We start from the raw sequence: 24896 nt of genomic DNA, 5'->3' as shown, positions 1-24896 counted from the left end.
GTAGAAGGGTAGGGAGCTGATGCTCTCTACCTGAAATCCAGTTTCGGACTCCGGTACTCGCCTATCCGGGAAGCGTTTAAACCCATGATGGGGAAGAGCGGGATCACAAGGGGCAACACCTCTTTGCCTGGAGTCCAGAGCAAACGCCTGGTACTCCACTTCCCTTGCCGCCGACGGCAAGCCATTCATTTGTCTGAGCTCAGCCGCCACACAAAGCAAACTCAGCTTGAAGTGGTACCATGTGGCGGCGTAGCGTTGGCAAATGCTTTTCTTAACAAGGCATCAACGTCGTCAGACAGAACAATAGTATATACTAAAACTAAGGAGGGTTTTATACTTATGAACAAAACGAAACGAGTTGCCTGGCAGAAACATCGCGCTAAAGCCAAAAAGATCAAGGAGAAGCAGTACCAAGAACGCAAAACCGCTTCATCTACACGGCGCTAAATAATGCATGTGCCTGGACACACGCATTATTTCATCGCTTGTCTCTTTTGTAGGTATCAAGCAAGCAAGTTCTCAGTATTGTGAGAGAAATCGCCCGTGAGCACCATGAGCAGTCTTCTACCATCAGCTTCTTCAGCTTCAGTCCGTAATATCCTGACTCTGCTCGCTTCACGGGATGCCCAACTGGCGGCAGGAGCGGGAGGTCTTGAGCGACGCGTCACATGGGCCAGTCCTATGCGTGTTCGCTTGCCCGCCTTCGAGAGTGTGCAGGGAGGCGAAATAGCCTTGCTCACGCTCTCACGCCTGCGCCGCCTCAACGAAACCCTACCACATCTTCTCCATAGCCTGCACCAGGCAGGTGTCTCCGCCGTCGCCGTTGGCGCACCTAGTATAGAAGCACTTGGAAAAGAGGCTATCAGCTTCTCTGACCAACACAATCTGCCCCTCATCCTGCTACCCGACAATGCCCAGATTGACGAGATTGCGCGCGAAGTCATCTATTTTGTGGTCAGCTTTCGCGGCGAGATTGAGCGCCAGGCAACAGAGATTGCGCGCCATCTCATGCAATTGAGCGTACAGGGTGTTGGAGCGCAGGGAGTCTGTGATTACCTCGCGAATCAACGCCACAAATGGGTGGTCATAGAAGATGCTGAACATGAGATTCGCAATCAAGGAACCCCTGCAGAAGGTCAACCTCTCCCACTCAGCGTTCACCTCAGCGATCAGCTCCTCCGCCAACAAGGAATGACACGTGTGGCTGAGCCAATCATGATTCGCCATGAGATCGTAGGCTATATCTCGCTCATCGGAGAAGAGAATAACTTCGACTACCTGGAGCGTATCATTCTCCGCCAGGTTACACCCATCCTCGCCATGGAAGTTGCACGCGAGCGGGAGCGCAACGAGGTCGAGAATCGCTACCACGTCGAAGCGTTCACCAATATTCTCCAGGGGCGTTATCAACAACAGGAAGAGGTGCTGGCACGCGCGCGCATTCTGGGTTTTGATCTCACTACGCCTCAGGTGGTCGCTGTTTTTGAGGGCACCTCCGCTGAAACTGAATTGCCACACAATGGCACACTTACCCTTTGGGGCAGGAGAGTGCGCGACGAACTTCAGCGGGTCTGGCCTGGCTGCTGGGTGCTTACCGAAACCCGGCGCGTCGTTGCCCTTCTGCCAATACCTAATAACACAAACAGCCATGAGAGTGAGAATGATATCTATGAGCGTTTGCAGCGTGTTGAAGCACGCCTTCAATTAGAGAGCGCTGACCAGGCATCCTACTCCTGCGGAACCGGGCGCATCGCCTCCGATCTAGCAAGTATTCCTCAATCCTATCGTGAAGCTCAACAAGCCCTCGAAATTGGTCGTCGTCTCTTTGGTGAAGGCAAGCTTCACTCGTTCTCACGCCTTGGTGTCTACCGTCTACTTTTTCACCTGGATGGGCACAGCGAGCTTACGACCTTCTATCAAGAAACGTTGGGGGCGCTCCTCAACTCCGATAGCCGCAACGACGGCACACTTCTGGAAACACTTGAGTGTTTCTTCCGCTGCAACGGCAACCTGAGTGAAACCGCGCGCACCATGCACCTGCATCGCAATTCTTTACTCTACCGCCTCGGTCGCATTGAAGAGTTGCTAGGAAGTTCTCTAGAGGATGCGGAATTACGCCTCTCGCTCCAGATCGCGCTCAAGATCCACCATCTACGCAAACGCTAGCAGGTAATAATCTTCCCACCCGTCGCCTTCAGCAAACGGTCACGAACCGCCAGCCCCAGCCCTTCCACTGGAAAAGCACGGCAGAGAATAGCCTGGACTCCCGCTTCCTCCAGCGTACGCAGTCCCGCAAATAGACGCGACGCCACCCGCTCGGGATCGCCCATCCTCCCTAATACATACATTGGGATACCCATTCCCCCAAAGCTAGCCACATCCTCCTCAGCGATCAGCACTCCCACACCTTCTCCTCGCTCCCTCCTTCTCATCACCTCATCTTTCATGGCTATAAGGATGTGCTCAGATGTTCCATCGTAGAGAAATGCAGGAACGTGAGGCGCATAATGAATAAGCATCTGGCCCGGCGATCTTAGCGCCTTAGACTCGTCGTCCGCACGCACCTGGCGCGCGCGAGGGGGCTGCACCTGTGGCAATACAGCCTGTAAAGCTTCAAGGCTTACACCACCAGGGCGCAAGATCACTGGAGGATCAACGCTTACATCAAGGATAGTCGACTCAACGCCAACCTCGCATGCCCCACCATCGAGAATCAATGGCACACGACCGTCAAGATCGGACGCGACATGCTGCGCTGTTGTTGGACTCACATGCATAAAGCGATTGGCGCTAGGAGCGGCTACGGGCGCTCCTAGCGCGCGAATTAAGCCCAGCGCCACCCGGTGGCGTGGCATACGGATCGCGACCGTATCTAAACCAGCCGTAAGCAGGCGCGGCACGCTTTTACGAGCCGGCAAGATCATCGTCAATGGTCCCGGCCAAAAGTGCCGCGCCAACAAGTGGGTTCGCTCCGGCACCCCATCTACTAACTCATCCAGAGCGCTCTCCGCAGCAATATGCACAATCAATGGATCACTATAGGGACGCTCTTTCGCCTTAAAGATCTTCTCAACCGCTTCAGAATGTAGAGCCGCTCCCCCAAGACCATAAACAGTTTCCGTTGGGAAGGCAACCAGAGCGCCTGCCCGCAAAAAGGCCGCTCCACGCTCTAATATCTCCTCTTCCGGCTGGCTGGCATGAATTTTTAAAATCTCAGTTTGTACCACTGACATATCTACACAGGCTTTCACTTTCTTGATGGCACTGATATATGAGAAGCCCTTCCAAAAACCACTCTCTATATCTGAAAGGTCTCACATATGCCAGCATATTACTGCATATGACATCATATGCAGTAATATGCTGGCAGGAATTATAGCATGTCTCCCCTGTCAGCAACACTGTATCACCCAACATCTCAGGGTCGACACTTCCAATACATGGATAAATTGACAACGCCGCGAAAGTTGCCTATGATAGGGAGCGCAAAGCGGTATTCTACCATATTCCCAGTCACAAAACATGAAAACGTTCAATCTCATACATCATATTTTGTATAAGGTGGGAGGGCATTGATGTCTCTTAGTAAGCCAACTATCACCCTGCTAATCTCTTGCCCGGATCGTCCTGGCATCGTCGCAACCATCTCAAACTTCATCTTTGAGCACAGCGGCAACATCGTTGAATCGGCTCAGCACTCCACAAATCAACAGGAATGCCGCTTCTTTATGCGCATCAGCTTCAAGGAGGAAGGCTTCACACTTACGCCTACCGAACTAGAGGCTGCGTTCACGCCTATCGCCGAGCGCTTTTATATGCAATGGAGCGTGGCGTATTCGCGCATACCCAAACGCGCTGGCATCTTCGTAACCAAGCTCGATCATTGTCTAATTGACCTTCTCTGGCGCTGGAAGCGCGGCGAACTCGATATGGATATCCCTTTTATCATTAGCAACCATACACTGCTAGAGCCACTAGCACAAATGTATGATGTCCCGTTCTACCACTTCCCAGTCGCTAAAGCAACGCGTACAGCTGATGAAGAGCGTATCCTCGAATTTATCTCTGGTAAGGCCGATTTCTTAATTCTGGCCCGCTATATGCAGATCCTCGAACCCTTCTTCGTGACTGCCTACCCACATGCCATCATCAACATCCATCACAGCTTTCTACCAGCCTTTGTGGGTGCGAATCCCTATCAACGCGCCTTCGAGCGAGGCGTGAAACTCATCGGCGCCACAGCGCACTATGTTACAGATAACCTCGACGAAGGTCCGATCATTGCTCAAGATGTTATCCGCTGTGACCATCGTGACAGCACAGAAGACCTCGTTCGCAAGGGCAGTGACGTTGAAAGACGTGTGCTCACAGACGCTGTGAGATTTCATACCGAAAACCGCGTACTTGTCTATGAGAATAAGACTTTGATCTTTGACTAATCAATTATGTATAGTAGCGACAGCCTTTGTGGCCCATTCTAGAACTCTCCAGAAATGAGATTACATGACCGTAAGTAACATCTTAGAAACGCTCGATGCCTTTGTTTCTTCCAGTATGGAGAGATGGCACACGCCTGGGCTGGCTGTCGCTATCGTACAGAACGGCGAGATTCTCCTCACGCGCGGCTTTGGAGAGCGCAACCTGGAACACAAACAAAGCGTTACCCCTGAGACACGCTTCGCCATTGGTTCATGCACCAAAGCGTTCACAGCCACCGCATTAGCAATGCTCGTCGATGAAGGCAAGCTAGATTGGGATAAGCCGGTCAGAGACTATCTGCCTACATTCCAACTCTATGATTCTTATGCGACCATCCATGCTACCACGCGTGACCTACTCACGCATCGGGTAGGATTGCCCCGCCACGACCTTCTCTGGTATACCTCAGCACTCTCGCGTGCGGAATTGGTGGCTCGCCTGCGCTACCTGGAGCCGACACGCGAGTTTCGCCAGACCTGGCAATATCAAAACTTGCTCTATATGACAGCGGGACACCTGCTGGAAGTGATCACTGGGCAGAGCTGGGAAAGCTTTATACAGGAACGTATCTTTACGCCGCTGGGAATGAACGCCAGTTGCTTTGATGCGGAGACAGCACGCGCGTCAGTTAATTGCGCAACACCTTACAAGGAGGCTTCTAGTGGGGTCGCGACTATGGATTGGTATCCCCACTGGCACGCGTTGGGTCCCGCTGGCAGCATCCATACCAATGTATTGGACATGAGTCAGTGGTTGCTTCTCCATCTTCAGCAAGGGACTTATAAGGGGCAAAAGTTACTTTCACAGGCCCAGATGCGCGAGATGCATACCCCCCATGTAAGCAAACCCGAACCTCGTAAATATTCCGAACTCTTCTTCGATAGTTATGCTCTTGGCTGGGCTGTAACCGCATATAGAGGGCATACCCTAATCAGACATGGAGGCAACATCGATGGATTTAGCGCTCAAACCGCCTTCCTGCCTGACGAGCAAGCTGGCGTGGTCGTGCTGACCAATCACAACAGTGGACCTCTTCAGAGCATTGTTGCCTACTATATCCTAGATTGCCTGTTAGGTGTAGAGCCCATCGATTGGCATGAACGAGCACAACAGGAATATCATCAAACGCAAGAGGAAAAATCTCTTAAAACAAGATCACGGGCGAAAGACAAGGTTTTGAGCACCAAGCCATCTCATACCAGAGACGCATACACAGGTGTTTTCGAACATCCAGGATATGGCCTCATCACCATCACAGACGCGGGCGAAAATTTGCAATTGCGGTATAATGAGCTTCTCTTCACACTTCACCATTATCACTACGATAGCTTCGAGATGCAAAGCGAAAACTTCGACCCCAATATGGATATTCTATGCACTTTCCTAACTGATGAATTGGGAAGAGTCACTAGCTGTAATGTGCAATTTGAAGCCACACAGCCTGCGCTTTGCTTCGTTCGTAACAACCAAATAGGGATAACACCTGTGGTATCATAGTCCAGTCGTGTTTAGCGCTTCCAGACTAAGACCCTGAAGTATTATCAATTGAAGCGCACAAGGCCCGTTTTAGAACTATTCCTACATACCAAAGGCTTGTAAGATTACAGACATAGCGAATGAATTTAGGTTGATAACGCCCGATAGATATGATACTATTGGGGAAGGTAGTAACGGTCAATAAGTTCAACTAATCATGAGGATCCCCGATGAAAGATATGCTAAAGCGGCCCTCAGCGCCGCAGGCGGGCACCTTTGCGCTCAATCGAGAAGAGCGCGCACAACTGAACACGATTATAGATCTTCTTATACCATCCGATGACGATTTCCCATCGCCCTCTAGTCTTCAACTTATTGACGAATTCCTCTTTTATTTTCGCCCCAGTCAACAGCGCCAAGTCACCCGCATGTTAAATCTGAAGCGCCTTCTACTTGTTCTACACAATCTAAATCAGGCAGCTGGCGGTGATTTCTGCCAGATCAGCAAAGAACAACAGAACTATTTGCTACATCAGCTAGAACAACAAGAGCCCGCTTTTTTTCAAGAGCTCTGGACACTCGCAACACATAGTTACTATACGCGCCTCGCTGGCAAGAAAGCCATCCATTAATCACGCTCTATCCTAATCATTCTTCAACAGCAGAGCCTTTTTTTGCTCTGCACCTATCCATGAGGAAAATAGAACGCTGAGAATAATGCCCCAAGTAGTCCTAGCAGCAAGAGCAGAAGAACGAGCAGAGGAAGCCATTGCCTTCCACGAGAGACAGTAGCTTCTTGCTGTGGGTTCTTATCGATATCATCGATTGGTCGGGCAAAGTCAATGGAAGATTGCTTGATGTCGGGAGCATCCTGCTCCAGGGATGATAAGGCCGTAAGTAAGGGAGACCATTCAACAGGATCGGCAGAGATAAATAGCTCCGCTTCCTGGCGTCCCCCATCACGCCAGGAAGCGGAGGGAAATGGGTCCTGCTGAGTGGGACTCGCTATCACAGGTAGCGCCTGCACCATTCCCGGCTCAGGATAGGCATATGTCTCTTCGAGTGTGGAAGAGATGTTTTCCTCTTGGGGAAGATGCTGAGATAGTGCCTCAGAATATATAGAATGGATTGTTGGCTCAGCGTCTGGTGTGGCATACAACTTAGTAGAAGGGAAAGGCTGGTAAAAGGGATGAGCTAAGCTAACTGCTTCCTGCAAGGTCTGGCTGAACTCTCGCGCCGAAGTAAAACGCTCCTCAGCATGTTTTTTAAGGGCACGCTGCACAACATGCTCTATCGATAGTGGCAGAGAGGAATCATAGTCACGTAACCGTGGCGGTGGCTGATACACATGCATATGCAAGACATCCTCTGGTGACAGGCCCTCAAAAGGCAGGGCTCCGGTCAGGAGTCGAAACAGCAAAACACCAAGCGCATAGATATCGCTAGCACGTCTGAGCACACCTAGCGCCTGCTCAGGGGCGGCATAGTTAGCCAATCCCCAGCCAAGACGCGTCAACGACTGTCGTAACTCATCGTAGCCACAGGCAAGGCCAAAGTCAGCTAAAAGCATTCGGCCATCGTGCGCAATAAAAATATTCGACGGCTTCAGATTGCCATGGAGCACCTCATGATCGTGGGCATACTGGACAGCTTCGCATAGTTGACGCAAGATCGTCAATGTTTGTGCAACGGAGAAGCACTGGCCCACTCTCATCATCAAATCATCAAGCGAACCAGTTGGCATCAAGGGAGAGACAGCATAGAGCAAGCCAGATTCCTCACCATATGCTAACAATGGCAAAATGTGTTGATGCTGAAAAGCGCTTATTTTGCGCGACTCAGAGAGAAAGTAGCGGCGTGCGACGCTATGCTGTGCATAACTGGAGCGAAAAACCTTTACTGCCACCTCCCTTCCTTCAAAACGCGAAGAAGAAGCGCAGTATACATCTGCCACCCCACCCAGAGCCATACGTCTGAAGAGATAATATTCGTTCAGCATCGTCCCGGTTAAATCGACCATTACCTCTTCCTTTCTGGCCGTTTATTCTAACCTTCCAGGCTTGCACTAGCAGCAGGATAAAAAACATAGGCTATTCCAGACGATTCACTTTATCGAACTAAACGAACAGACCATAACTTTTCGAAGATATATGCGTTATTTTGACATAAAAAGAAAACTATTTTGCTATTGGCCGCCATCCCTCTTGAAAGGAAAGGTCACCTGGAAGGTTGAGCCTTTACCCACTTCGCTCTCTACTGTCAAAATGCCTTCGTAATGCTTAACGATCTCTGCCACAATATACAAACCCATGCCTAGACCAGGAATGGCTTTCTGCTTTGCATCAGAGATGCGATAGAATCGCTCAAAAATTTTGTCTCGCTGCTCTTGTGGTATGCCAAGACCATGATCACGTATCCGAATGGTTGCATTCTCAGAGGAGGCATGCAGGTCAATCTCGACCGTTTTTGCGCAGGGGGAATATTTAATAGCATTGTTAATCAGATTGATAAAGACCTGCCCAAGCCGGACTTTGTCACCAATCAGTGTGCAAGGGACGGAACCATGCAAGACAAGAGCATGCGTTGTACTTATTTGTTGCATAGTATCGACAACTTCATGTATCAGAGTATCAAGGTCAATTGTCTCTTGTTGATACTCCAACTTACCTGCCTGGATCTTAGAGACATCAAGTAACTCTCCTATCAGGCGTTCAAGTTGCTTGACATACCCATTTACTTTAAAAAGGGCTGGGCGCCCCTCGCAAGAGGGTTGATTTGCCAGCTGCCTTTGTGCCAGCTGAATCTGCAGTTTCAATGCGGTAAGTGGTGTCTTGAGCTCATGGCTTGCCATGCTGATAAAGTCATCCTTGCGTCGTTCAAGCTCTTTGCGAGCTGAGTTATCCAACACAAAAGCAATTCCCTGGGGAGGTTGGTGTTGTAAGAGAACGGAACCTACAACAACCGGAAGACGACTGCCATCTTTACACACATATTCTTTCTCATAAGGTGTCATTGAATGCTTAATGGCAAGCTCCTGATGAGCCTGCTGAGTACGATCCCAGTATTCTGGAGGAGTCATACTCGCCCAGTTGATATTTCCAGCGCGCAAATCTTCACGCGTATAGCCAGTCATACGCAAAAAGGCGTCGTTTGCGTCTATAATTTGCTCACCTTCTACGACATTGATTCCAATAATATTGGAGTTCATCAGAGCGCTCGCTCGCGCCTGACTCTGGCGTAGGGCTTCCTCAATGCGCTTCTGGTCATCAATATCGGTACCAGTGCCAAACCATTTGACGATTTCGCCATTTTCATTATGTATTGGGAGTGCGCGAACTAAATACCAGCGATATTCTCCAGTGCGCCCATCCAAAATACGGTATTCGTTATCATATATTTTGCCTGTTCTAAGCAATTTATGACGAAGCGCAAGGGTTCGCTCAATATCATCAGGATGAATGTACTTTCTCCATATATCATCCCCCTCGAGATTAAAATCGACCTGAGTCACATCTCGATAACGCTGATTGGTATAATCAAGACTACCATCGGGCCACATTGTCCATACCGTCTGTGGCACCATTTCAGCCAGCACACGAAAACTTTCTCGACTATCCTTAAGTTGCTGCTCAGCCCGTTTTTGCTTATCAATGTCAGTGCAGGTGCCAACCCACCATAGGATTGTTCCCTGATCATTTCGCAGTGGCACACCTCGCACAAGAAACCAATGATACATTCCATCTGTACCACCTTGCAGGCGATGTTCCACTTCATAGGGAGTGCCTGTCTGGATGGAGGTTTGCCAGGCCGCCAGTACACACTGTTTGTCGTCGGGATGTATACACTCTTGCCAACCATCACCTGCCACCTGTTCGAGAGACATAGGCAGGTAATCGATCAAGCGCTGATTGTTATAGATAACCTTGCCATCTGGACCTGCGATCCATACTAATTGAGGAAGCGTATCAACCAGGGTACGAAATTCTTCATCCCACTTACGCGCGGTGATGTCCCAGCCAACACAAATAAGGTAGTGAGCTTGTGTGTCCTGGTCATAATGGGGGGTAATTTTTATCGCCAGATCCAGGTATTTTCCTGGCTGTGGGCATATCCTGGCCTCAAAGCGCACTATCTTCCCTTGGCTAGCTTGTACAATTGCTGAACGCAATTGCTTTTGAGCAGTAGGAGAGCTTGACCACCAGGGAACTTCGGGCAAGAACCTGCCAATGATCTCCTCTCGTCGAACATGAGCATCCTCTAAAGTGCGTTTGCTGATATCCAGAACCATTCCCTCAGGTGTCAAGATCACAAGCCTATCAGAGATATTTTCTAAGATGTCAGAACAAAGGTAATCATCATGGGTAGATGTTTCCTGATGAGATGCAAGCTCTCTTATGTTGTGGAATTGAAGAATAGTGCCTTCCGCTACAGGTTTAAGCTGTACACGCAACCAGGTTTGAAGTACAGGAGAACGATACTCTACTTCAGTCCATTCCTGGGTTAGCCTGGTCTTCCAAACAGCCTGGTAAAGTGAAAGGCTTACCAATTGTGTACCCGCTCGCCAAAACTGGCTCCCCAGTAGTTTCTGATGCGTTAAGCCGGTGAGAGTCTGTGCGCTTGTGTTCGCGTATACAATCGTTTCAGTATCATCGATAAGAAACAAGGCATCTGGAAGACTCTCAAGTATACTCATAAGCGTTTTTCTAGGAGCATGCTTCAGGCGCCTGGGCTGCACTGCATTAGCCATAATGAGTAGATCTCCCCCTCTCTCACAAGACCTCCATCCCTGGTAACCAAGATGCATTCCTCTTTTAACTCGAAGCAATATAACTATGAAATATAAGAATTTATTTCAACATAGAATGATCGTCTTCTAGCGAAGAGCTAAAAGATTTTGTATCCATCGAACTGCCACTCAACCCAATCGTATACTAAGTGGAGCTACAAGACAATCAACACACATGAATATTGTCAGTCCAGCACAAATTCACATAAATTACCAGGAAGTTCTGAAAAAGGGGGCTTTCGGGCTTGACAACAATACGATATATCGTTTAAACTATCAATAACGATATATCGTATTAAGCAAACGACACAAAGAACAGCTTCAAACACCAACACAATAGGAGATGAAATTTATGCCAGGTCGATTTAGAAAACACTTTGCCTTTGAAGGCTTCGACGGCGATTGGGAGGGCTGGACGCCTCCCTGGTTATCGGATAGGGAGCGCCATGGACATCACGGTCATCATGGCTGGCATGGGCCACGGGCATTTGCCATGCGCATGCGACGCAACGCTTTTGGACCCAACGGCCCCTTTGGACCTCACGGTCCCTTTGGACATCACGGCCCCTTTGGACCTAATGGTCCTTTCGGACCCGAAGGCCCTATGGGTCCTGAAGGATTAAGCAAGCGCTTCTTCGGGCGGGGCGACATGAAATACGCCCTGCTAGAACTGTTGCAAGAGCGCCCTATGCATGGCTATGAAATGATGAAGGCGCTAGAACAGAAATCAAATGGAATGTACGTTCCCAGCGCGGGCTCCATCTATCCGACCCTGCAAATGCTTGAGGATCGCGGCCTTGTGACCGTTACCCTGGATGAGGGCAAGAAGGTATATCACATTACCGACGAAGGCCGGGCCTTCCTCACGGAGCGACAGTCGAATGAGGATAAGCAGCAAGGTCCATGGTGGGAGCGTTTTGCTGGACGCATGGAGCGTTGGGACGCGCCTGAAGTACAGGCGCTCCGCAGTGAAGCGGCGGAAGTTGCTCGCCTCTTTATGATCGCGGCACGCAGTACACACGCTGATCCACAGCGCTTCCCACAGTTGCATGAAATCCTGGAGCGCACACGGCGCGATCTAACCACCTACATCTATGGGCAAGACAAGCAGCCAGGTACTCCTGAGACAGGCACGGAGCCTAAAGAAGAGCAAGGCTAGGTCAGAGCTCACTTCACACAAAAGGGATGCCATACTCAAGGCATCCTTTTTGCGTGCCAAGCAAAGGATCGCACGTAACAAATTTCAACGAGAGACACACAATAAGCAAATGTATTTACAATTTGAACGCGAGAATTAAAAGTATAGTGAGAAGATGAAGCAGTTGATCGACCCAAATTGGGCCGATAAGCTTATAGCGGGCTTTAAGCGGGTCAACAATGCAGTGGGCAGCAAAGAGAAGCAGGGTAGCGAGCCAGGAGGGGTGCGCAAAGAGCACAAAGACAGCGGTATACGTCGCACAGTGATAAAAGTTGACTTCCCAACTCTTCCCTTTTTCGATACTCATCCAGGTGCTTTGAAAGGCGAAGTCACCCACGAAGTGACAGGCGAGCCAGATGAGCAATGTTGAGACTGAAATATCCAGTAACATATATCTTCTCCCGAAGTATCTATTACCTCAAGTGTAACAAGAATCGGGAGAAGATAGCTATGAAACATATCGCTCGTAGCCTGTGAGATATATCACAAGCATATATTACTCAAGCTTTCAGGCGTCCCCACCAGCGCGTCTGCGAGAGGGAGCATAGGATAAGAAGTGCAGCGCATAAAGTCCAGAAGCAATAGGCTAAATCTTGTTCCAGGAATGCGCTATCAACCTGTCCCTGCACCAGAGCAGCGACCATCGAAGCCCCCACACCAACCGCCAGCCAGCGATACGGAGCACGCTCTTCTAACGTCATGGCTCGCAGACGCAGAAGGATACGAGCAAGCATCCAGAAGAAGAGTATCAACACCGCTACAAAGGCAATTAAACCAAAGATGCCAATGCTTACCCATACATGCAGGAAGATATTATGTGGATGGGAAAGCGTTGGTTCATCGCTCAGGCCCGTAGGATAGCCAGTGACAGGGTCATGCCTGATCCAGAAATGATATATGGCTGCCTGGCAAACATTGTTATTGCTAAAATGGCAGAGCCAATTATCCAGACCCACACCAAACCAGGGATAAACACGTATCATCTTCCAGGCTGTTTGCCAGAGATAAATACGCTTCTCAGCGGTGCCCACTCCTAACTGACTCGCATGGCGTCCCACAATATAGGATAGGATACGCTCATGTTCAAACGCCAGAAAAACACCCACCGCGACCAGCAACACAATACCTACAATCAGGAGGGCCTTACGGTTGGGTAGAGAGAGAGCACCAATAAAAAGGATAGCGGCGGCAAGAGCCAGCCAGGAACCTAACGAATGGGTAAGGTAGAGCGAGATTAGCATTGGTGCGCATACTGCCAGAGCGAGCAAGCGCTGTCGCCATGAAAGCTTGAGCGCGACCAGCCAGGCTAAGCCAATAGGCAGAGTATAATCGATGAGAAGGCCAACATTGTTGGCGTTACCATACACAGTATAAATGCGTACGCCACCCGCCTCCTGCATAAGCGTGTTCTGCATAAAGACGTATTGAATGACCCCAAAGATACCAATCATCAACCCTACGCCCAGCAAGCCCTTGAGCAAATTCATCACCTCACGGTGAGTCCGCACAAAGCAAAGCACCAACGTGATGTAGATAAGAGGAAAGAGCACAACCTTGCGTAACGCGACCTGGGCGCTACCGCGCGAATAGGCAAACACGACCGAGATACAGGCCGCGAGCAGAAAGATCACAGCGGGTATCACGAAAGGGCCAGCATACTCCCACACCCCACGCCAGGAGAAACGCGCGCGAACATCTCGCCTCATAAGCACCTGAGCCACGGCAACGACCAGCAAAGCCAGCACGCCTATCTCCGCCAGACTAAAGTGCAGGCTTCCCAGGACAACCTTCTGATAATGCGCTCCATCCTGCTCCAGATAGAATGGCAAGGTCAAAGGGAAGAGGGCCAGGGCAAGAGGAAAACGGAACCAGGCCAGCACCATAAATACGAGCAGGAATGGGAGGCCGATGAAAGGGAGTAGAGAAGCAGGGATGAGACTCGGATCATTCAGAAGGCCAAAGGAGAGGGTTGTATTGCCAAGTACATAATAGAGCCCAAACGACAGGACCATACCCAGACCAAAGAGCCAATCATTTTCCAAATTCAAGGAGCGCGCCTTCGCAGCTAGAGAGCCTTTGTTGGCTGCACCAGGCGAATGAATCCCTTCTCCGTTGTCGGAGGGCACATCACCTTCGGGTTTCTGTTGAGATGTCATCTGCCGAGATGTATACTGTTCGTCCATAATATATACGCAATCTTTTACGAATTTAGACAAATAGATATAGCTTACTATTCCCCTGAAGAAGAGAACGCCGCAAGCCTGACCATTGTAGGCAGTATAGCAAACATCTATCAGTTACGTCCATAAATGGGGTGAAAAGTACAGCAAGCATCGCACACACTGGGGAATGCGAGGCGATAGAGATGCCTCGCATTCCCCAGAACACATTCAAAAAGTGAGATATATGGCAACCTAATGGCTACTTATCTGCTGAAGCATACTTGGGAGGTCGATGAGCCCCCGGTGCGAGACTATCTTGCCGTCGACAATCTTGAAGAAGCGATAACCACCAATTTCAATGGACTTGCCAGAGGCAGGTATGCCATGTACAGCGATTCCTGAATGGGTTCCGCGCAATGTCTGACAAACTGCGACCATATCGCCCTCCTCGACGACCTCTTCTATGGATGTCTCGTGTCCGGGATATGCGGCATTCATAAACGCCAGGGCATTCTCAAGCCCTTCGCGATTGCGCGGCTCATATGTGTAGTCGAAGTACTCTGGATCAAGCAGTTCATCTAGGACATCCAGGTTGTTTCTATTCCAGACCTCGGCCATAAATCGTGTAATCACATCTTTATTTGTGTTAGTAGACATCAAAAGCTCCTGTATGTAGAAAATCAAGGTACCTTCTGCTGTGCAGGTACTCCAGGTAAATAGTCAATTTACTTGACCAAAAGTAGTGTATAATATCGCCGCCACATAGTCAAGTAACTTGACTATGTGGCGGCGATAGAAGTTAAGATGGTCAGATTACCGATTCTGAAACGATTGGGGCAAGTTTTAACGCGTCACCCAGATTTTAGCGGCGGAAGCTTTGCTGATAGTAACCGGGCGGCCCTCAACCTGAAGATGAAGTTGCTCCACGCCCACCGCTGGCTCTACAATCTCTTCGGGATTTGCTTGATCCTGCGCCAGAACAGTAATATGCATCTGAGGAGTAATCCCTTTCTCATGCAGATAGAGAATGAGAGCTTCCTCATCTTCGACAACTTCCGAGATGCAGAGGACTGTTGCCTGACCCTCAAGCGGAACCTCAGAGAGTCGTACCGCGTTATGATCCTTCAGGTAAGTACGGGCATTAGGAACGATACCGGGGATAGGATTACCATGAGGGCAAGTTTTCGGAAGATCCAGGCTAGCAATTACGCGCGCTTCAACCGCACCCGAGATAAAGTGCTCAAGACGGCACGCCTCCTCATGTACCTGATGCCACTGCATTCCCAGCATGTCTACCAGAAAGCGCTCTGTCAGACGATGACGACGCAGAACAGCCTCGGCGGCGTCATAACCTTCCTCCGTCAAAGTGATATGACGCTTGCTATCCATTTCCAGGTAGCCAGCTTTGACCAAACGTTTGAGCATTTCAGTGACGGTAGGAGCAGAGACTTGGAACTTTTCTGCCAAACGCGCACCTATGACAACGTCGCCTTCAACGCTCATGTTGTAAACTGCTTCAAGATACTCTTCTACAGTAGCGCTGAGCGCTTCTCCTGCTTTCATAGCCGTGGCTCCTGTCTCCATACTCGCTATCTTGCTTTGCTACGCGTATTCGCCACCACTGTAGCATGCAAGACGAAAGCAGTCAAGGTCATACTCATCCCTTTCAGGAATGTTTCATTCATCCGTACTAGATGTATTTTCGCGCCAGCGGCGAAAGGGCATAAGGTGATGTATATGGGCTGTGAGCTTTGCTTCGCAGCCCATATACATCACCTTACCAAAATGGAACCCGCATGCTCACCCTTCTCAAATTTACCAAGCTCATCACGAACGCCTGCCGATATACCTATACAGAGGGCGTTTATAGTAAACAAGAGTTAGATGCAACAAGCACAGAGGAGGACAGGCCGAGGTATGAGGCATGTACAGGTGTATAATACGCTTAGCGCAACAAAGGAACCAAAGCATAGAAGTGAGTATAGGAATCACTGGCGCACCTTTGCGCCTCTGTACCTGGTGCTCCTCCTTGTAAGCGTGTCTTTTGGCTTCTTGCATTTCCAGACCTTCGCGGCCAATCCAGGGCTTGGCAAGGAGTGTAAGTGGTACAGTGTCCAATTCGGAGAGACGCTATCTCACATTTCGAGCCAAACAGGCATTCCGATCTCAACTATCGCCAGTGCCAACTACTTACTCAATACCAACATGATCCTATATGGTCAGCGGATTTGCCTCCCACAAACCATCGAATATATCGGGCTTGAGGATGATGGCGAGGTACGCTGGTATGCCTACGATGCGCTGGAAAGCTCATCAAAGGCCGAGGTAGAAGAGATGTTGCGCGAAAGCGCTGACCAGTATGGCTTACCGGAAAGCCTGGTCCTCGCCATCGCCTGGCAAGAGAGTGGTTGGCAACAGCACGTCATAGCCAAGGACGGCGGCATCGGTGTCATGCAGCTTATGCCTTACACGGCCACTTCGCTCAACGGCGTTACGGGCATCACACGCGATCCGTATAAGCTAAGTGACAATATTGGCTTAGGGACGTGCTATTTAGATCGGCTCTGGGAACTCTATGATGGTGAGCTAGATAAGGTTATTAGTGCATATAATGAAGGCGCAGATAATTTAAACCGCTATGGAATCTTCAACCATACATATGTGCAGAGCGTGCGTTCCCTGATGCTTCAGTATGAGTAGCAATTTAAGCCTGATGCATTGGGTGTAATTCAGATTTTTGCAAAAAGACAAAGATGGTACACTGAGGAGGAGACAAGCGAGAGAAAAGAGAGGAGAGGGTATGAAGCAGCAAGAGGACGATCAGCAATGGGAGCAAAGAAGCCAGCAGGTAGCCAAGAGTATGCAAGAGTGGCGGCTTGCCCATCCCCAAGCGACCTTAGCCGACATCGAGGAGGCGGTTGACCAACAGATGAACGAGCTACGAGCGAGAATGATCGAGGATCTCGCTCAAGCCAACCAAGCAGACCAAGGAACCGGTCGGAGTAAGCCGGTGGCCTGTCCAGAGTGTGGGAAACGGATGCAAGTGCGTGGCAAGCGAGAGCGCCGACTGCAAACGCAAGGAGGACAAGAAGTCACCCTGATTCGTGAGTATCAGAGCTGCCCTCATTGTGGGTACAGCTTTTTTCCCCCTCGATGAGCTCTTGGACTTGCCTCAAACAGGTTTGATGCCCCATGCCCATCAAAGCCTGGTTCGGTTGGGAGCCCGTCTTCCTTTTGAGGAAGCGGCCAGTGAACTGCATGCCTTGTTGGGGATCCAGGTCAGCGACTCGCTGGTGCGTCGGCAGACCTTACAAGCAGGAGCCAGAGTCCTGGTCATGCAAACCGAGCAAGCCAGCGCGGCCTGCGCCCTGGTCGGGGAAGGCACAGAGCCTGTGGCTTGCCGTCTGGCAATGAGTGGAGATGGAGCCATGGTTCCCCTACGAGGAGGATGTTGGGCAGAAGTCAAAACGGTGGTCATTGCAGAGGTCCTCCCTGCACACACACGCCATCAAGATGCGACGGACAAACGAACCATCAACCACTCCTGCTTTTCGCGGCTGGCAGATGCAACCACCTTTGCCGACCTGGCATCAGTGGAGATCACACGGCGAGGCATTGAGAGAGCCGCAGCGGTCTGTGCGGTGCAAGATGGAGCCGAATGGCTTCAAGGCTTTGTGGATGGGCATCGCTTCGATGCCGTGCGGATTTTAGATTTTGCCCATGCAGCCGAGTATCTGGGTCGGATCGCCGAACAAGGGGAATTGGCAGGTCAGCATGTGCCCAAAGGCTGGCTAAGAGCCATGCTTCATGAGCTCAAACATCATGGGCCAGAGCGCATCATGAAGCATATGGCGTGGTGGCAAGAACACCGCCCCTTGCCTGCGGTCAGCGATGCGGTGCGTTATTTTGGCAAGCGCCTTCCTCAGATGCAGTATCAAGAGTTCCAAACCCAAGGCTGGCCCATTGGCTCAGGCATGGTGGAAAGCGCCAACAAGCGAGTCATGCAGGCGCGGCTCAAACGAGCAGGCATGCATTGGGAGCCCGCCAACGTGAATCCTCTGCTAGCTTTACGCGATGCCCTGTGTAATCACCGCTGGGAAGAAGTCTGGGACCAGCAACATCAGCGACAAAGAGAAGAGCATCATGCCCGACGAGTGCAGCGCAGCCAGCGGCGACGAGCACAACTGGAACAGGTGCTGGAGGAACAGCTTATCGAGATCTTGCTGCTGTCGGCGCGTGGAAAGGCGAAGGCGCAACAGACTCCCCACAAAGGGAGAACCGAAGGCCAAAAGCGCTGGGGACGCATGACCTTTTCTCGCAAGGCGCTTCCAAACCGATTTGCAAAAATGTGAATCACACCCTGATGCATTAATGCCCTTGACAGAGCGCAAATTTGCCTCTATACTTACCTTTAAGATAAACAAAATACTGATTGCTATGAACAGGAAGAGTACATAGCATGCCAGCGATTGCCAGAGAGTCGGATATGGTGGAAACCGACGTCAACGCTGCTATGGAATGGGCCTGGAAGCTAAAGAGCGAACCCTCTTTTTTAAGGGTCAGTAGTACTCTTTCGGAACGTCCCCCGTTATCGAGGACAGGATATGTCACCTTTGAGAAGCTTATGATAACAAGGCTTACAAAGACCGTATCCGGCAATGAGGGGTTGTCCGTAACCAAGCAGACCTAGTAAGAAGATATTACGGATAATCTGAATAAGGGTGGTACCACGAAAGCTACACGCTTCTCGTCCCTGGGGGATGAGGGGCGTTTTTGTTTGCCCTTTTATACTCACATCCAACGCTCTCCTTCCTCAATTCACGAACCAAGTTTCTATGAAAGCCAACGACAGTGAGCATTGATCACCATTCGAGGATACGCTCACTCGGGCTTTCAAGTACGGAGCTATATATCAGCATTTGGAGTTGGAGCAATGACGATTGAGATGAATTCAGACACGACAACGAAGGTAGCCGGGGAAGGGCCTAAAGCCCCCTCAAGAAACGCGCCTTCTCAGGTGTGCAACCAACCGGCAATATTCACCTGGGCAACTACCTGGGAGCAATTCGCAACTGGGTTGAGGGACAGGACAAGTATGATAATATCTTCTGTATTGTCGATATGCATGCCATTACACTGCCTATCGATGCCAAAGAGTTGCACGCCAATACGCGCAAGCTAGCAGCACTCTATCTAGCCTGTGGGTTGGATCTAGCGCATTGCCGACTCTTTGTGCAGTCACATGTACAGGAGCACGCTGAATTAAGCTGGATTCTCAATTGTTTCACTCCACTAGGCTGGCTCAACCGCATGACGCAGTTCAAATCCAAGGCTGGCGGCAACCTGGACGCAGTCGACGCCGGGCTCTATTGCTATCCCGTGCTCATGGCAAGCGACATTCTCCTCTATCACGCGCACTATGTCCCAGTCGGCGACGATCAGCGCCAGCATATCGAGCTAACCCGCGATATCGTGCAGCGCTTCAACAGCCGCTACGGGAAGCAAGTCTTAACGTTACCAGAAGCTCAGATTCGTGAAACGGCGGCTCGTATTATGTCGCTCAGCGAGCCAGAGAAGAAGATGAGCAAGAGTGACGCCGACCCTAATTCACGTATCAGTCTGCTGGATGAGCCAAAGGTCATCAAGAAGAAGATCGGGCGCGCGACGACCGATTCTGAACGCCTGGTAAAGTTTGATCCACAGCGCCCTGGCATTACCAACCTGCTTGGCATCTATCAGGCTCTTACGGGTCAGGCCCAGGCAGAAATAGAGGCGGAATTTGAGGGCAAGGGCTATGGAGACTTTAAGGCCGCGCTCACCGAGCGACTCGTAGCCACGCTAGAGCCAATTCAGAAGCGCTATTACGAATATATGAACGATCTGGGCGAGCTAGAGAACATTTTACGCCAGGGGGCTGACTCGGTACGCCCCATTGCGAGAGAGACAGTTCGCCAGGTCAAAGAAGTCGTAGGTCTGGGCTAGAATATTGGCGCGGCTCTCCTGCGCACGGAGAGCCGCACTCACGAAGAGAGAAGAGTTTTATGAGCACTCTATATTCGCCATCGCTGCCTACCATTCGAAGGCTGCACGACCTGGAGACAGGTAATCAGGATGTCAGCAAGAGCCGCCCCTTATTGCCGCTCTACTGCGATATCCTTGCCGATATGGAGACCCCAGTTTCAGCCTACTGCAAGACGGCTCAGAATCCCTATAGCTTCTTGCTGGAGAGTGTGACAGGCGGCGAGCAGGTCGCCCGCTACTCCTTTATAGGGATTGATCCCTACATGGTCATGATTCACCGCGATGAGACGGCGACGCTCCTCAAGATGAACAAGGACGCTCATGGTGACATGGTCACACGCAGAGAAGAAATTCCCTGCCACGATCCGCTCACACTGATTGAGCAGGAACTTGGACAGTTCCGACTGGTCACCCCGCCTGATATGGCTCCCAATGAGTTGCCCAAGTTCTTTGGTGGAAGCGTAGGCTACCTCTCCTACGAGGCCGTTTCACGCTTTGAGCGCGCTCCGGTGCCCGAACGGAATACGCTTGATCTACCCGTCGCGGTCATCATCTTTACCGAAACGGTCCTGGTCTTCGACCACGTCAGGCAGCGAGTACGTGTGATTACGCATATGCATCTGGACGCCCCCGACATGGAGGCCGAATACCAGCGTGCCTGTGCGATCCTTGAGGATGTACAACAACGCCTGCGGCAACCTGCCCGCGTACCTCTGCCAGAGCCAGGTGTGCTCATAGCTGAGCCTGAACCCTGGACCTCAAACCGGACGCAAGAAGAGTTTGAAGGAATGGTGCGCCGCTCAGTCGAATATATTCGCGCGGGTGATGTCTTTCAAGTGGTCCCCTCCCAGCGCTTTAGCCGTCGCATCCAGGCCGATCCCTTTACGGTTTATCGCGCCTTGCGTACAGTCAATCCTTCGCCCTATATGTTCTACCTTGATCTGAAGGACTTCCATATCGTCGGGGCTTCGCCCGAACTGCTTGTGCGCTACGAGGACGAAGAAGTTACCATCCGCCCTATCGCGGGCACACGCCCACGCGGCGGCGACTACCTAGAAGATCAACGCTTGGCTGAAGAATTGACGCAGGACCCCAAGGAGCGAGCCGAGCATGTCATGTTAGTAGATCTAGGGCGCAATGATGTAGGGCGCGTGAGCGTGCCAGGCAGCGTCAAGGTCGATGAGTTCCTCACTATTGAGCGCTACTCGCATGTTATGCACCTTGTCTCAAACGTCACTGGCAAACTGCGCGACGACGCCACACCATTTGAAGCGTTACGCTCAGGTTTCCCGGCAGGCACGGTATCGGGCGCGCCCAAAGTTCGTGCTATGGAGATCATCAGCGAGCTAGAGGGAGACCAGCGTGGCGTCTACGCTGGAGCGGTTGGTTACTTCAGCCACAACGGGAACCAGGAGACGGCTATCGCGCTGCGCACGATGGTCATCAAGGATGGAGTCGCTTACATTCAGGCAGGGTGTGGCATTGTCGCCGACTCTGATCCCGCCTCAGAATACCAGGAGAGTCTCAACAAGGCCCGCTCCTCAATGCGCGCCGTCGATGAGGCAGAGAAGATCACACGTGAATACCTGCAAGCGCATGTGGAAACAGTCGCTCAACGCAGCGGAAAGGAGCAGTAGCATGTTGCTTCTCATCGACAACTACGACAGCTTCACCTATAACCTCTATCAGTATCTGGCGGAACTGGGCGCGGAGGTCGTCGTCCACCGCAATGACCAGATTACGCTGAGCGACATCGAACAGATGCACCCAGAGCGCATTGTGATCTCGCCGGGTCCCTGCACGCCTAACGAAGCAGGTATTTCCTGCCAGGTTATAGAGCGTTTCGGATCCCACATCCCCTTGCTTGGAGTCTGCCTGGGACATCAGGCCATCGGGCAGGTCTATGGCGGGCGCGTCATACGCGCGCCGGAGCCTGTGCATGGCAAGGTTGGGATCATCCGACATGAGGGTCTGGGCGTCTTCCGTAACCTGCCCCAGCCCTTTGAGGCCACACGTTATCATAGCCTGATCGTCGAACGTGAAACACTGCCAGAAGAACTTGAAATCACGGCTTACACGGATGATGGTCTGATCATGGGATTACGACACCGCACTCATCCAGTGCAGGGCGTGCAGTTTCATCCAGAATCTATTATCACCGCAGCTGGGAAGGACCTGCTGCGCAACTTCTTAGCGTAAATCGGTAGGGATGCCTGACGCGAGGTGCGAACAGGCGGAAGACGAGGAGAGCGAGAAATGATTCGAGAGGCAATCGGCCATATCGCCAGCGGCGGTACGCTCAGTGAGAGCGAGGCCGCCAGCGTCATGGAAGAATTAATGACGGGGGCCGCAACGCCATCCCAGATGGGAGCTTTTCTAACGGCATTACGCCTGCGCCCAGGCGGTGAGACCATTGAGGAGATTTCCGGCCTCGCACATGTCATGCGTGATAAGGCCGTCCAGGTTCACCTCGATGAAGAGAGTCAGATGCGGGCACTGGATACCTGCGGCACTGGAGGCGATCTGGCGGGGACCTTTAACGTCTCCACTGGCGCGGGGATCATCGCCGCCGCCGCTGGCGCAAAGGTAGCCAAGCATGGAAACCGCTCCGCAACCAGCCATTGTGGCAGCGCGGACGTGTTGGAAGCGCTGGGAGTAAAAATAGAGCTGAAAGCTCATGAGGTCGCACACTGTGTACGCGAGGCGGGCTTTGGCTTTATGTTCTCGCCCGCTTACCATCCGTCTATGAAGTACATCGGCCCAACACGGCGTGAAATCGGCATTCGCAATGTCTTCAACATTCTTGGCCCACTTACCAATCCCGCACATACACGCTATCAGGTTCTTGGAGTACCTGACCGTTCACTTCTACCAAAGATGGGTGAAGTACTGCTCCGCATGGGATGCCAGCACGCGCTGATCGTACATGGAGCCGATGGGCTCGACGAATGCTCGTTAAGCGCGCCTACCTACGTCTATGAGATCCGCCAGGGTACAGAACCACGCGAATACACCATCCATCCGGAGGAACTGGGCCTACCTCTCATCAGTGATCATGCGGCCTTCCGGGGTGGCAATGCTCAAGAGAGCGCGCAACTGTTGCGCGAACTGCTCAGCGACAATTATGATACGCCTAAGACACATATGCTCTGCCTGAATGCGGGAGCCGCGCTCTACGCCAACGATCTCGCACCTTCGATCCGCGAGGGTATCCAACTCGCCAGGGCAACCCTGCGTGAGGGGAAGGCTAAGCGCACACTAAACGACGTTATCGAATGTACTCAAGCGATTGCCAGGTAAAAAATATGTTTCTCGACCGCATTGTGACACAAACGAGTCTCGACCTTGAACAACGCAAGCGCGACTACCCGCTTGAAGATCTGAAGCGGCTCGCGCACGAACAGCCACGCGCGCGCGACTTCGCACAAGCCTTTGAGCCACGCACACAGGTTCATCTAATCGCCGAAGTCAAACGCGCCTCGCCCTCAAAGGGCATGTTGCTGCCTGACTTTACGAGTTCCACACCTGTCGAACTGGCACGCACCTATGAGGCAAATGGAGCATCCGTTATCTCGGTTCTGACCGAGCCACATTTCTTCCTGGGTGCGCCAGAGTACCTGACCGCGATCAAGCACGCGGTCAACATTCCGGTCCTACGCAAGGATTTTATTATCGACGAGTATCAGGTCTACGAGGCACGGGCCTGGGGAGCCGACGCCATCCTGCTGATCTGCGCTATTCTCGATGACGCGCAGCTTCGGCATTTGTATAGCGTGGCGCGTGAACTGAATATGCATTGTCTGGTCGAAGTTCATAGTCCTGAGGAAGCACAGCGCGCGGTCGAGGCGAGAGCACTGGTAATAGGCGTCAATAGTCGCGATCTTGTAACCTTTAAGATGAATCCCTATCTGATTCGAGATATCCGCCAGCAGATCCCACCTGACCGTATCGTGATCGCCGAGAGCGGTATCCATAGCGCTGCCGATGCCCGACGACTGGCACGTTATGACGTTCAGGGCATGCTGGTTGGCGAGTCGCTGGTTGTCTCAAAAGACATACCCACGCAGATACAGATGCTTTTGCGCGGCGCGAACGTGGGAACTCAGGTCAAGGTCTGTGGGCTACGGGAAGCTGAGCATATCACAGTCGCTATGGAGGCAGGCGCAGACCTGCTGGGCTTTATCTTCTATCCACCCAGCCATCGCTATATCCGCCCTGAGCAGGTCCGAAAGGCAGTCGAGGCTAGCGGCTACTATGAGCGAACGACAGCCTCACCCGATCTGGTTGGAGTCTTCGTTAACGAAAAGGCTGACTTCATCAACGAAGCGGCAGAGGAGGCGGGACTACACTATGTGCAACTACACGGTGACGAGTCGCTTGAGTTCTGCCAACATATCAAGCGCCCTGTTATTAAGGCGCTGAGTGTACGAACATCGGAGGATCTGGCACGGCTTCAGGAGTATCGCGCTGTAGTATGGCGTCTCCTGCTTGATACTCCCACACCTCAGCGGGGCGGCTCAGGCGTCACTTCGGACTGGGAACTGGCGCGACAGGCAGCACGCGAACTGCGCATCTTCCTGGCGGGAGGCTTAAACGCGGAAAACGTTGGCGAGGCAATCGAGCGGGTCCGTCCGTGGGGGCTTGATGTGAGCAGCGGCGTCGAGAGCGACAAGCACAAAGACCCAGAGAAGATTCGCCGCTTCCTCAGAAGCGTACGAGAGATACAGATGACGCAAGAAGGGCTTTATTAATAGTAGAGGAGAGAATGGTTTCA

At 51.6% G+C, this 24896-nt stretch carries 19 protein-coding genes and 1 pseudogene; 13 read left to right on the top strand and 7 right to left on the bottom strand.

From position 1 onward, the window contains the following. Positions 1-552 precede the first annotated feature (552 nt). Positions 553-2166 carry a helix-turn-helix domain-containing protein gene (locus tag K3T82_RS18400; protein ID WP_236031334.1) on the top strand — a complete coding sequence of 538 codons (1614 nt, stop codon included), beginning with the start codon at positions 553-555 and terminating at the stop codon, positions 2164-2166. On the opposite strand, the gene K3T82_RS18395 is transcribed toward K3T82_RS18400, so the two are convergent. Next, the gene (locus tag K3T82_RS18395) at positions 2163-3233 is read right to left on the bottom strand and encodes an L-threonylcarbamoyladenylate synthase (RefSeq protein ID WP_220194897.1); all 1071 of its coding nucleotides are present in this window, start codon (positions 3231-3233) and stop codon (positions 2163-2165) included. The genes K3T82_RS18400 and K3T82_RS18395 overlap by 4 nt on opposite strands. 342 nt (positions 3234-3575) lie before the next feature. On the opposite strand from K3T82_RS18395, the gene purU reads away from it, so the two are divergent. The 3 genes from purU to K3T82_RS18380 all read left to right on the top strand — a co-directional run bounded on the left by purU (position 3576) and on the right by K3T82_RS18380 (position 6587). Then, entirely contained in the window at positions 3576-4439 is an 864-nt protein-coding gene (gene purU / locus K3T82_RS18390) for a formyltetrahydrofolate deformylase (protein ID WP_220194896.1), read from the top strand. Positions 4440-4503: 64 nt separating this feature from the next. Beyond that, complete coding sequence (locus K3T82_RS18385; protein WP_220194895.1) at positions 4504-5976, top strand: serine hydrolase; 1473 nt, start codon at positions 4504-4506, stop codon at positions 5974-5976. 209 nt (positions 5977-6185) lie between these two features. Beyond that, the gene (locus K3T82_RS18380; RefSeq protein ID WP_220194894.1) at positions 6186-6587 is read left to right on the top strand and encodes a gluconate 2-dehydrogenase subunit 3 family protein; all 402 of its coding nucleotides are present in this window, start codon (positions 6186-6188) and stop codon (positions 6585-6587) included. A 53-nt stretch (positions 6588-6640) separates the two neighbouring features. Here the strand turns inward: K3T82_RS18380 and K3T82_RS18375 are convergent, their stop codons facing one another. Both K3T82_RS18375 and K3T82_RS18370 read right to left on the bottom strand, forming a co-directional pair. Continuing rightward, positions 6641-7975, bottom strand: coding sequence for a serine/threonine protein kinase (locus K3T82_RS18375; protein ID WP_220194893.1), 1335 nt, complete (start codon positions 7973-7975; stop codon positions 6641-6643). 165 nt (positions 7976-8140) lie between these two features. After that, positions 8141-10702 (bottom strand): PAS domain S-box protein, encoded by a 2562-nt coding sequence (locus K3T82_RS18370; RefSeq protein ID WP_220194892.1) that lies wholly within the window; start codon positions 10700-10702, stop codon positions 8141-8143. A 391-nt stretch (positions 10703-11093) separates the two neighbouring features. Between K3T82_RS18370 and K3T82_RS49140 the strand changes: the two genes are divergently transcribed. Further along, positions 11094-11900, top strand: coding sequence for a PadR family transcriptional regulator (locus tag K3T82_RS49140; RefSeq protein WP_220194891.1), 807 nt, complete (start codon positions 11094-11096; stop codon positions 11898-11900). Positions 11901-12015: 115 nt separating this feature from the next. On the opposite strand, the gene K3T82_RS18360 is transcribed toward K3T82_RS49140, so the two are convergent. From K3T82_RS18360 to K3T82_RS18345, 4 genes are all read right to left on the bottom strand, one after another. Next, positions 12016-12330, bottom strand: a complete 315-nt coding sequence (locus K3T82_RS18360) for a DUF3307 domain-containing protein (protein ID WP_220194890.1) — start codon at positions 12328-12330, stop codon at positions 12016-12018. A 109-nt stretch (positions 12331-12439) separates the two neighbouring features. Further along, positions 12440-14122, bottom strand: coding sequence for an O-antigen ligase family protein (locus tag K3T82_RS18355; protein WP_220194889.1), 1683 nt, complete (start codon positions 14120-14122; stop codon positions 12440-12442). A 231-nt stretch (positions 14123-14353) separates the two neighbouring features. Further along, positions 14354-14758, bottom strand: coding sequence for an ester cyclase (locus tag K3T82_RS18350; RefSeq protein WP_220194888.1), 405 nt, complete (start codon positions 14756-14758; stop codon positions 14354-14356). A gap of 186 nt (positions 14759-14944) precedes the next feature. Continuing rightward, positions 14945-15664, bottom strand: coding sequence for a metal-dependent transcriptional regulator (locus tag K3T82_RS18345; protein ID WP_220194887.1), 720 nt, complete (start codon positions 15662-15664; stop codon positions 14945-14947). Between the two features lie 354 nt (positions 15665-16018). On the opposite strand from K3T82_RS18345, the gene K3T82_RS18340 reads away from it, so the two are divergent. The 8 genes and pseudogenes from K3T82_RS18340 to trpCF all read left to right on the top strand — a co-directional run bounded on the left by K3T82_RS18340 (position 16019) and on the right by trpCF (position 24873). After that, on the top strand, positions 16019-16801 hold the full coding sequence (locus K3T82_RS18340; RefSeq protein WP_220194886.1) for a transglycosylase SLT domain-containing protein: 783 nt from the start codon (positions 16019-16021) through the stop codon (positions 16799-16801). A gap of 100 nt (positions 16802-16901) precedes the next feature. Beyond that, positions 16902-17258 (top strand): hypothetical protein, encoded by a 357-nt coding sequence (locus tag K3T82_RS18335; protein WP_220194323.1) that lies wholly within the window; start codon positions 16902-16904, stop codon positions 17256-17258. 10 nt (positions 17259-17268) lie between these two features. Further along, positions 17269-18453 carry an ISKra4 family transposase gene (locus K3T82_RS18330; protein ID WP_220194322.1) on the top strand — a complete coding sequence of 395 codons (1185 nt, stop codon included), beginning with the start codon at positions 17269-17271 and terminating at the stop codon, positions 18451-18453. 646 nt (positions 18454-19099) lie between these two features. Then, positions 19100-20083: pseudogene (gene trpS / locus K3T82_RS18325) on the top strand (tryptophan--tRNA ligase); the annotation flags it as partial. A gap of 59 nt (positions 20084-20142) precedes the next feature. Continuing rightward, the gene (gene trpE / locus K3T82_RS18320; RefSeq protein WP_220194884.1) at positions 20143-21759 is read left to right on the top strand and encodes an anthranilate synthase component I; all 1617 of its coding nucleotides are present in this window, start codon (positions 20143-20145) and stop codon (positions 21757-21759) included. Position 21760: 1 nt separating this feature from the next. Beyond that, positions 21761-22321: an anthranilate synthase component II gene (locus tag K3T82_RS18315; RefSeq protein ID WP_220194883.1), complete on the top strand. Its 561-nt coding sequence runs from the start codon at positions 21761-21763 to the stop codon at positions 22319-22321. A gap of 57 nt (positions 22322-22378) precedes the next feature. Continuing rightward, positions 22379-23422 (top strand): anthranilate phosphoribosyltransferase, encoded by a 1044-nt coding sequence (gene trpD, locus K3T82_RS18310; RefSeq protein ID WP_220194882.1) that lies wholly within the window; start codon positions 22379-22381, stop codon positions 23420-23422. Between the two features lie 5 nt (positions 23423-23427). Then, positions 23428-24873, top strand: a complete 1446-nt coding sequence (gene trpCF / locus K3T82_RS18305) for a bifunctional indole-3-glycerol-phosphate synthase TrpC/phosphoribosylanthranilate isomerase TrpF (RefSeq protein ID WP_220194881.1) — start codon at positions 23428-23430, stop codon at positions 24871-24873. Positions 24874-24896: the final 23 nt, after the last annotated feature.

It is taken from the genome of Ktedonospora formicarum (genome assembly GCF_016587355.1).
GTDB lineage: Bacteria > Chloroflexota > Ktedonobacteria > Ktedonobacterales > Ktedonobacteraceae > Ktedonobacter > Ktedonobacter formicarum.
The sequence above is the reverse complement of the archived record's forward strand: the minus strand, read 5'-3'. Positions and strand labels throughout refer to the sequence as shown.

What these genes read in the sequence shown, in the direction of transcription:
- K3T82_RS18400 (WP_236031334.1), top strand. Translation starts at nt 553, where the DNA reads ATGAGCAGTCTTCTACCATCAGCTTCTTCAGCTTCAGTCCGTAATATC.
- trpCF (WP_220194881.1), top strand. Translation starts at nt 23,428, where the DNA reads ATGTTTCTCGACCGCATTGTGACACAAACGAGTCTCGACCTTGAACAA.
- K3T82_RS18380 (WP_220194894.1), top strand. Translation starts at nt 6,186, where the DNA reads ATGAAAGATATGCTAAAGCGGCCCTCAGCGCCGCAGGCGGGCACCTTT.
- K3T82_RS49140 (WP_220194891.1), top strand. Translation starts at nt 11,094, where the DNA reads ATGCCAGGTCGATTTAGAAAACACTTTGCCTTTGAAGGCTTCGACGGC.
- trpE (WP_220194884.1), top strand. Translation starts at nt 20,143, where the DNA reads ATGAGCACTCTATATTCGCCATCGCTGCCTACCATTCGAAGGCTGCAC.
- K3T82_RS18385 (WP_220194895.1), top strand. Translation starts at nt 4,504, where the DNA reads ATGACCGTAAGTAACATCTTAGAAACGCTCGATGCCTTTGTTTCTTCC.
- purU (WP_220194896.1), top strand. Translation starts at nt 3,576, where the DNA reads ATGTCTCTTAGTAAGCCAACTATCACCCTGCTAATCTCTTGCCCGGAT.
- K3T82_RS18345 (WP_220194887.1), bottom strand. Translation starts at nt 15,664, where the DNA reads ATGAAAGCAGGAGAAGCGCTCAGCGCTACTGTAGAAGAGTATCTTGAA.
- K3T82_RS18370 (WP_220194892.1), bottom strand. Translation starts at nt 10,702, where the DNA reads ATGGCTAATGCAGTGCAGCCCAGGCGCCTGAAGCATGCTCCTAGAAAA.
- K3T82_RS18395 (WP_220194897.1), bottom strand. Translation starts at nt 3,233, where the DNA reads ATGTCAGTGGTACAAACTGAGATTTTAAAAATTCATGCCAGCCAGCCG.
- K3T82_RS18350 (WP_220194888.1), bottom strand. Translation starts at nt 14,758, where the DNA reads ATGTCTACTAACACAAATAAAGATGTGATTACACGATTTATGGCCGAG.
- K3T82_RS18340 (WP_220194886.1), top strand. Translation starts at nt 16,019, where the DNA reads ATGAGGCATGTACAGGTGTATAATACGCTTAGCGCAACAAAGGAACCA.
- trpD (WP_220194882.1), top strand. Translation starts at nt 22,379, where the DNA reads ATGATTCGAGAGGCAATCGGCCATATCGCCAGCGGCGGTACGCTCAGT.
- K3T82_RS18360 (WP_220194890.1), bottom strand. Translation starts at nt 12,330, where the DNA reads ATGTTACTGGATATTTCAGTCTCAACATTGCTCATCTGGCTCGCCTGT.
- K3T82_RS18375 (WP_220194893.1), bottom strand. Translation starts at nt 7,975, where the DNA reads ATGGTCGATTTAACCGGGACGATGCTGAACGAATATTATCTCTTCAGA.
- K3T82_RS18355 (WP_220194889.1), bottom strand. Translation starts at nt 14,122, where the DNA reads ATGGACGAACAGTATACATCTCGGCAGATGACATCTCAACAGAAACCC.
- K3T82_RS18315 (WP_220194883.1), top strand. Translation starts at nt 21,761, where the DNA reads ATGTTGCTTCTCATCGACAACTACGACAGCTTCACCTATAACCTCTAT.
- K3T82_RS18335 (WP_220194323.1), top strand. Translation starts at nt 16,902, where the DNA reads ATGAAGCAGCAAGAGGACGATCAGCAATGGGAGCAAAGAAGCCAGCAG.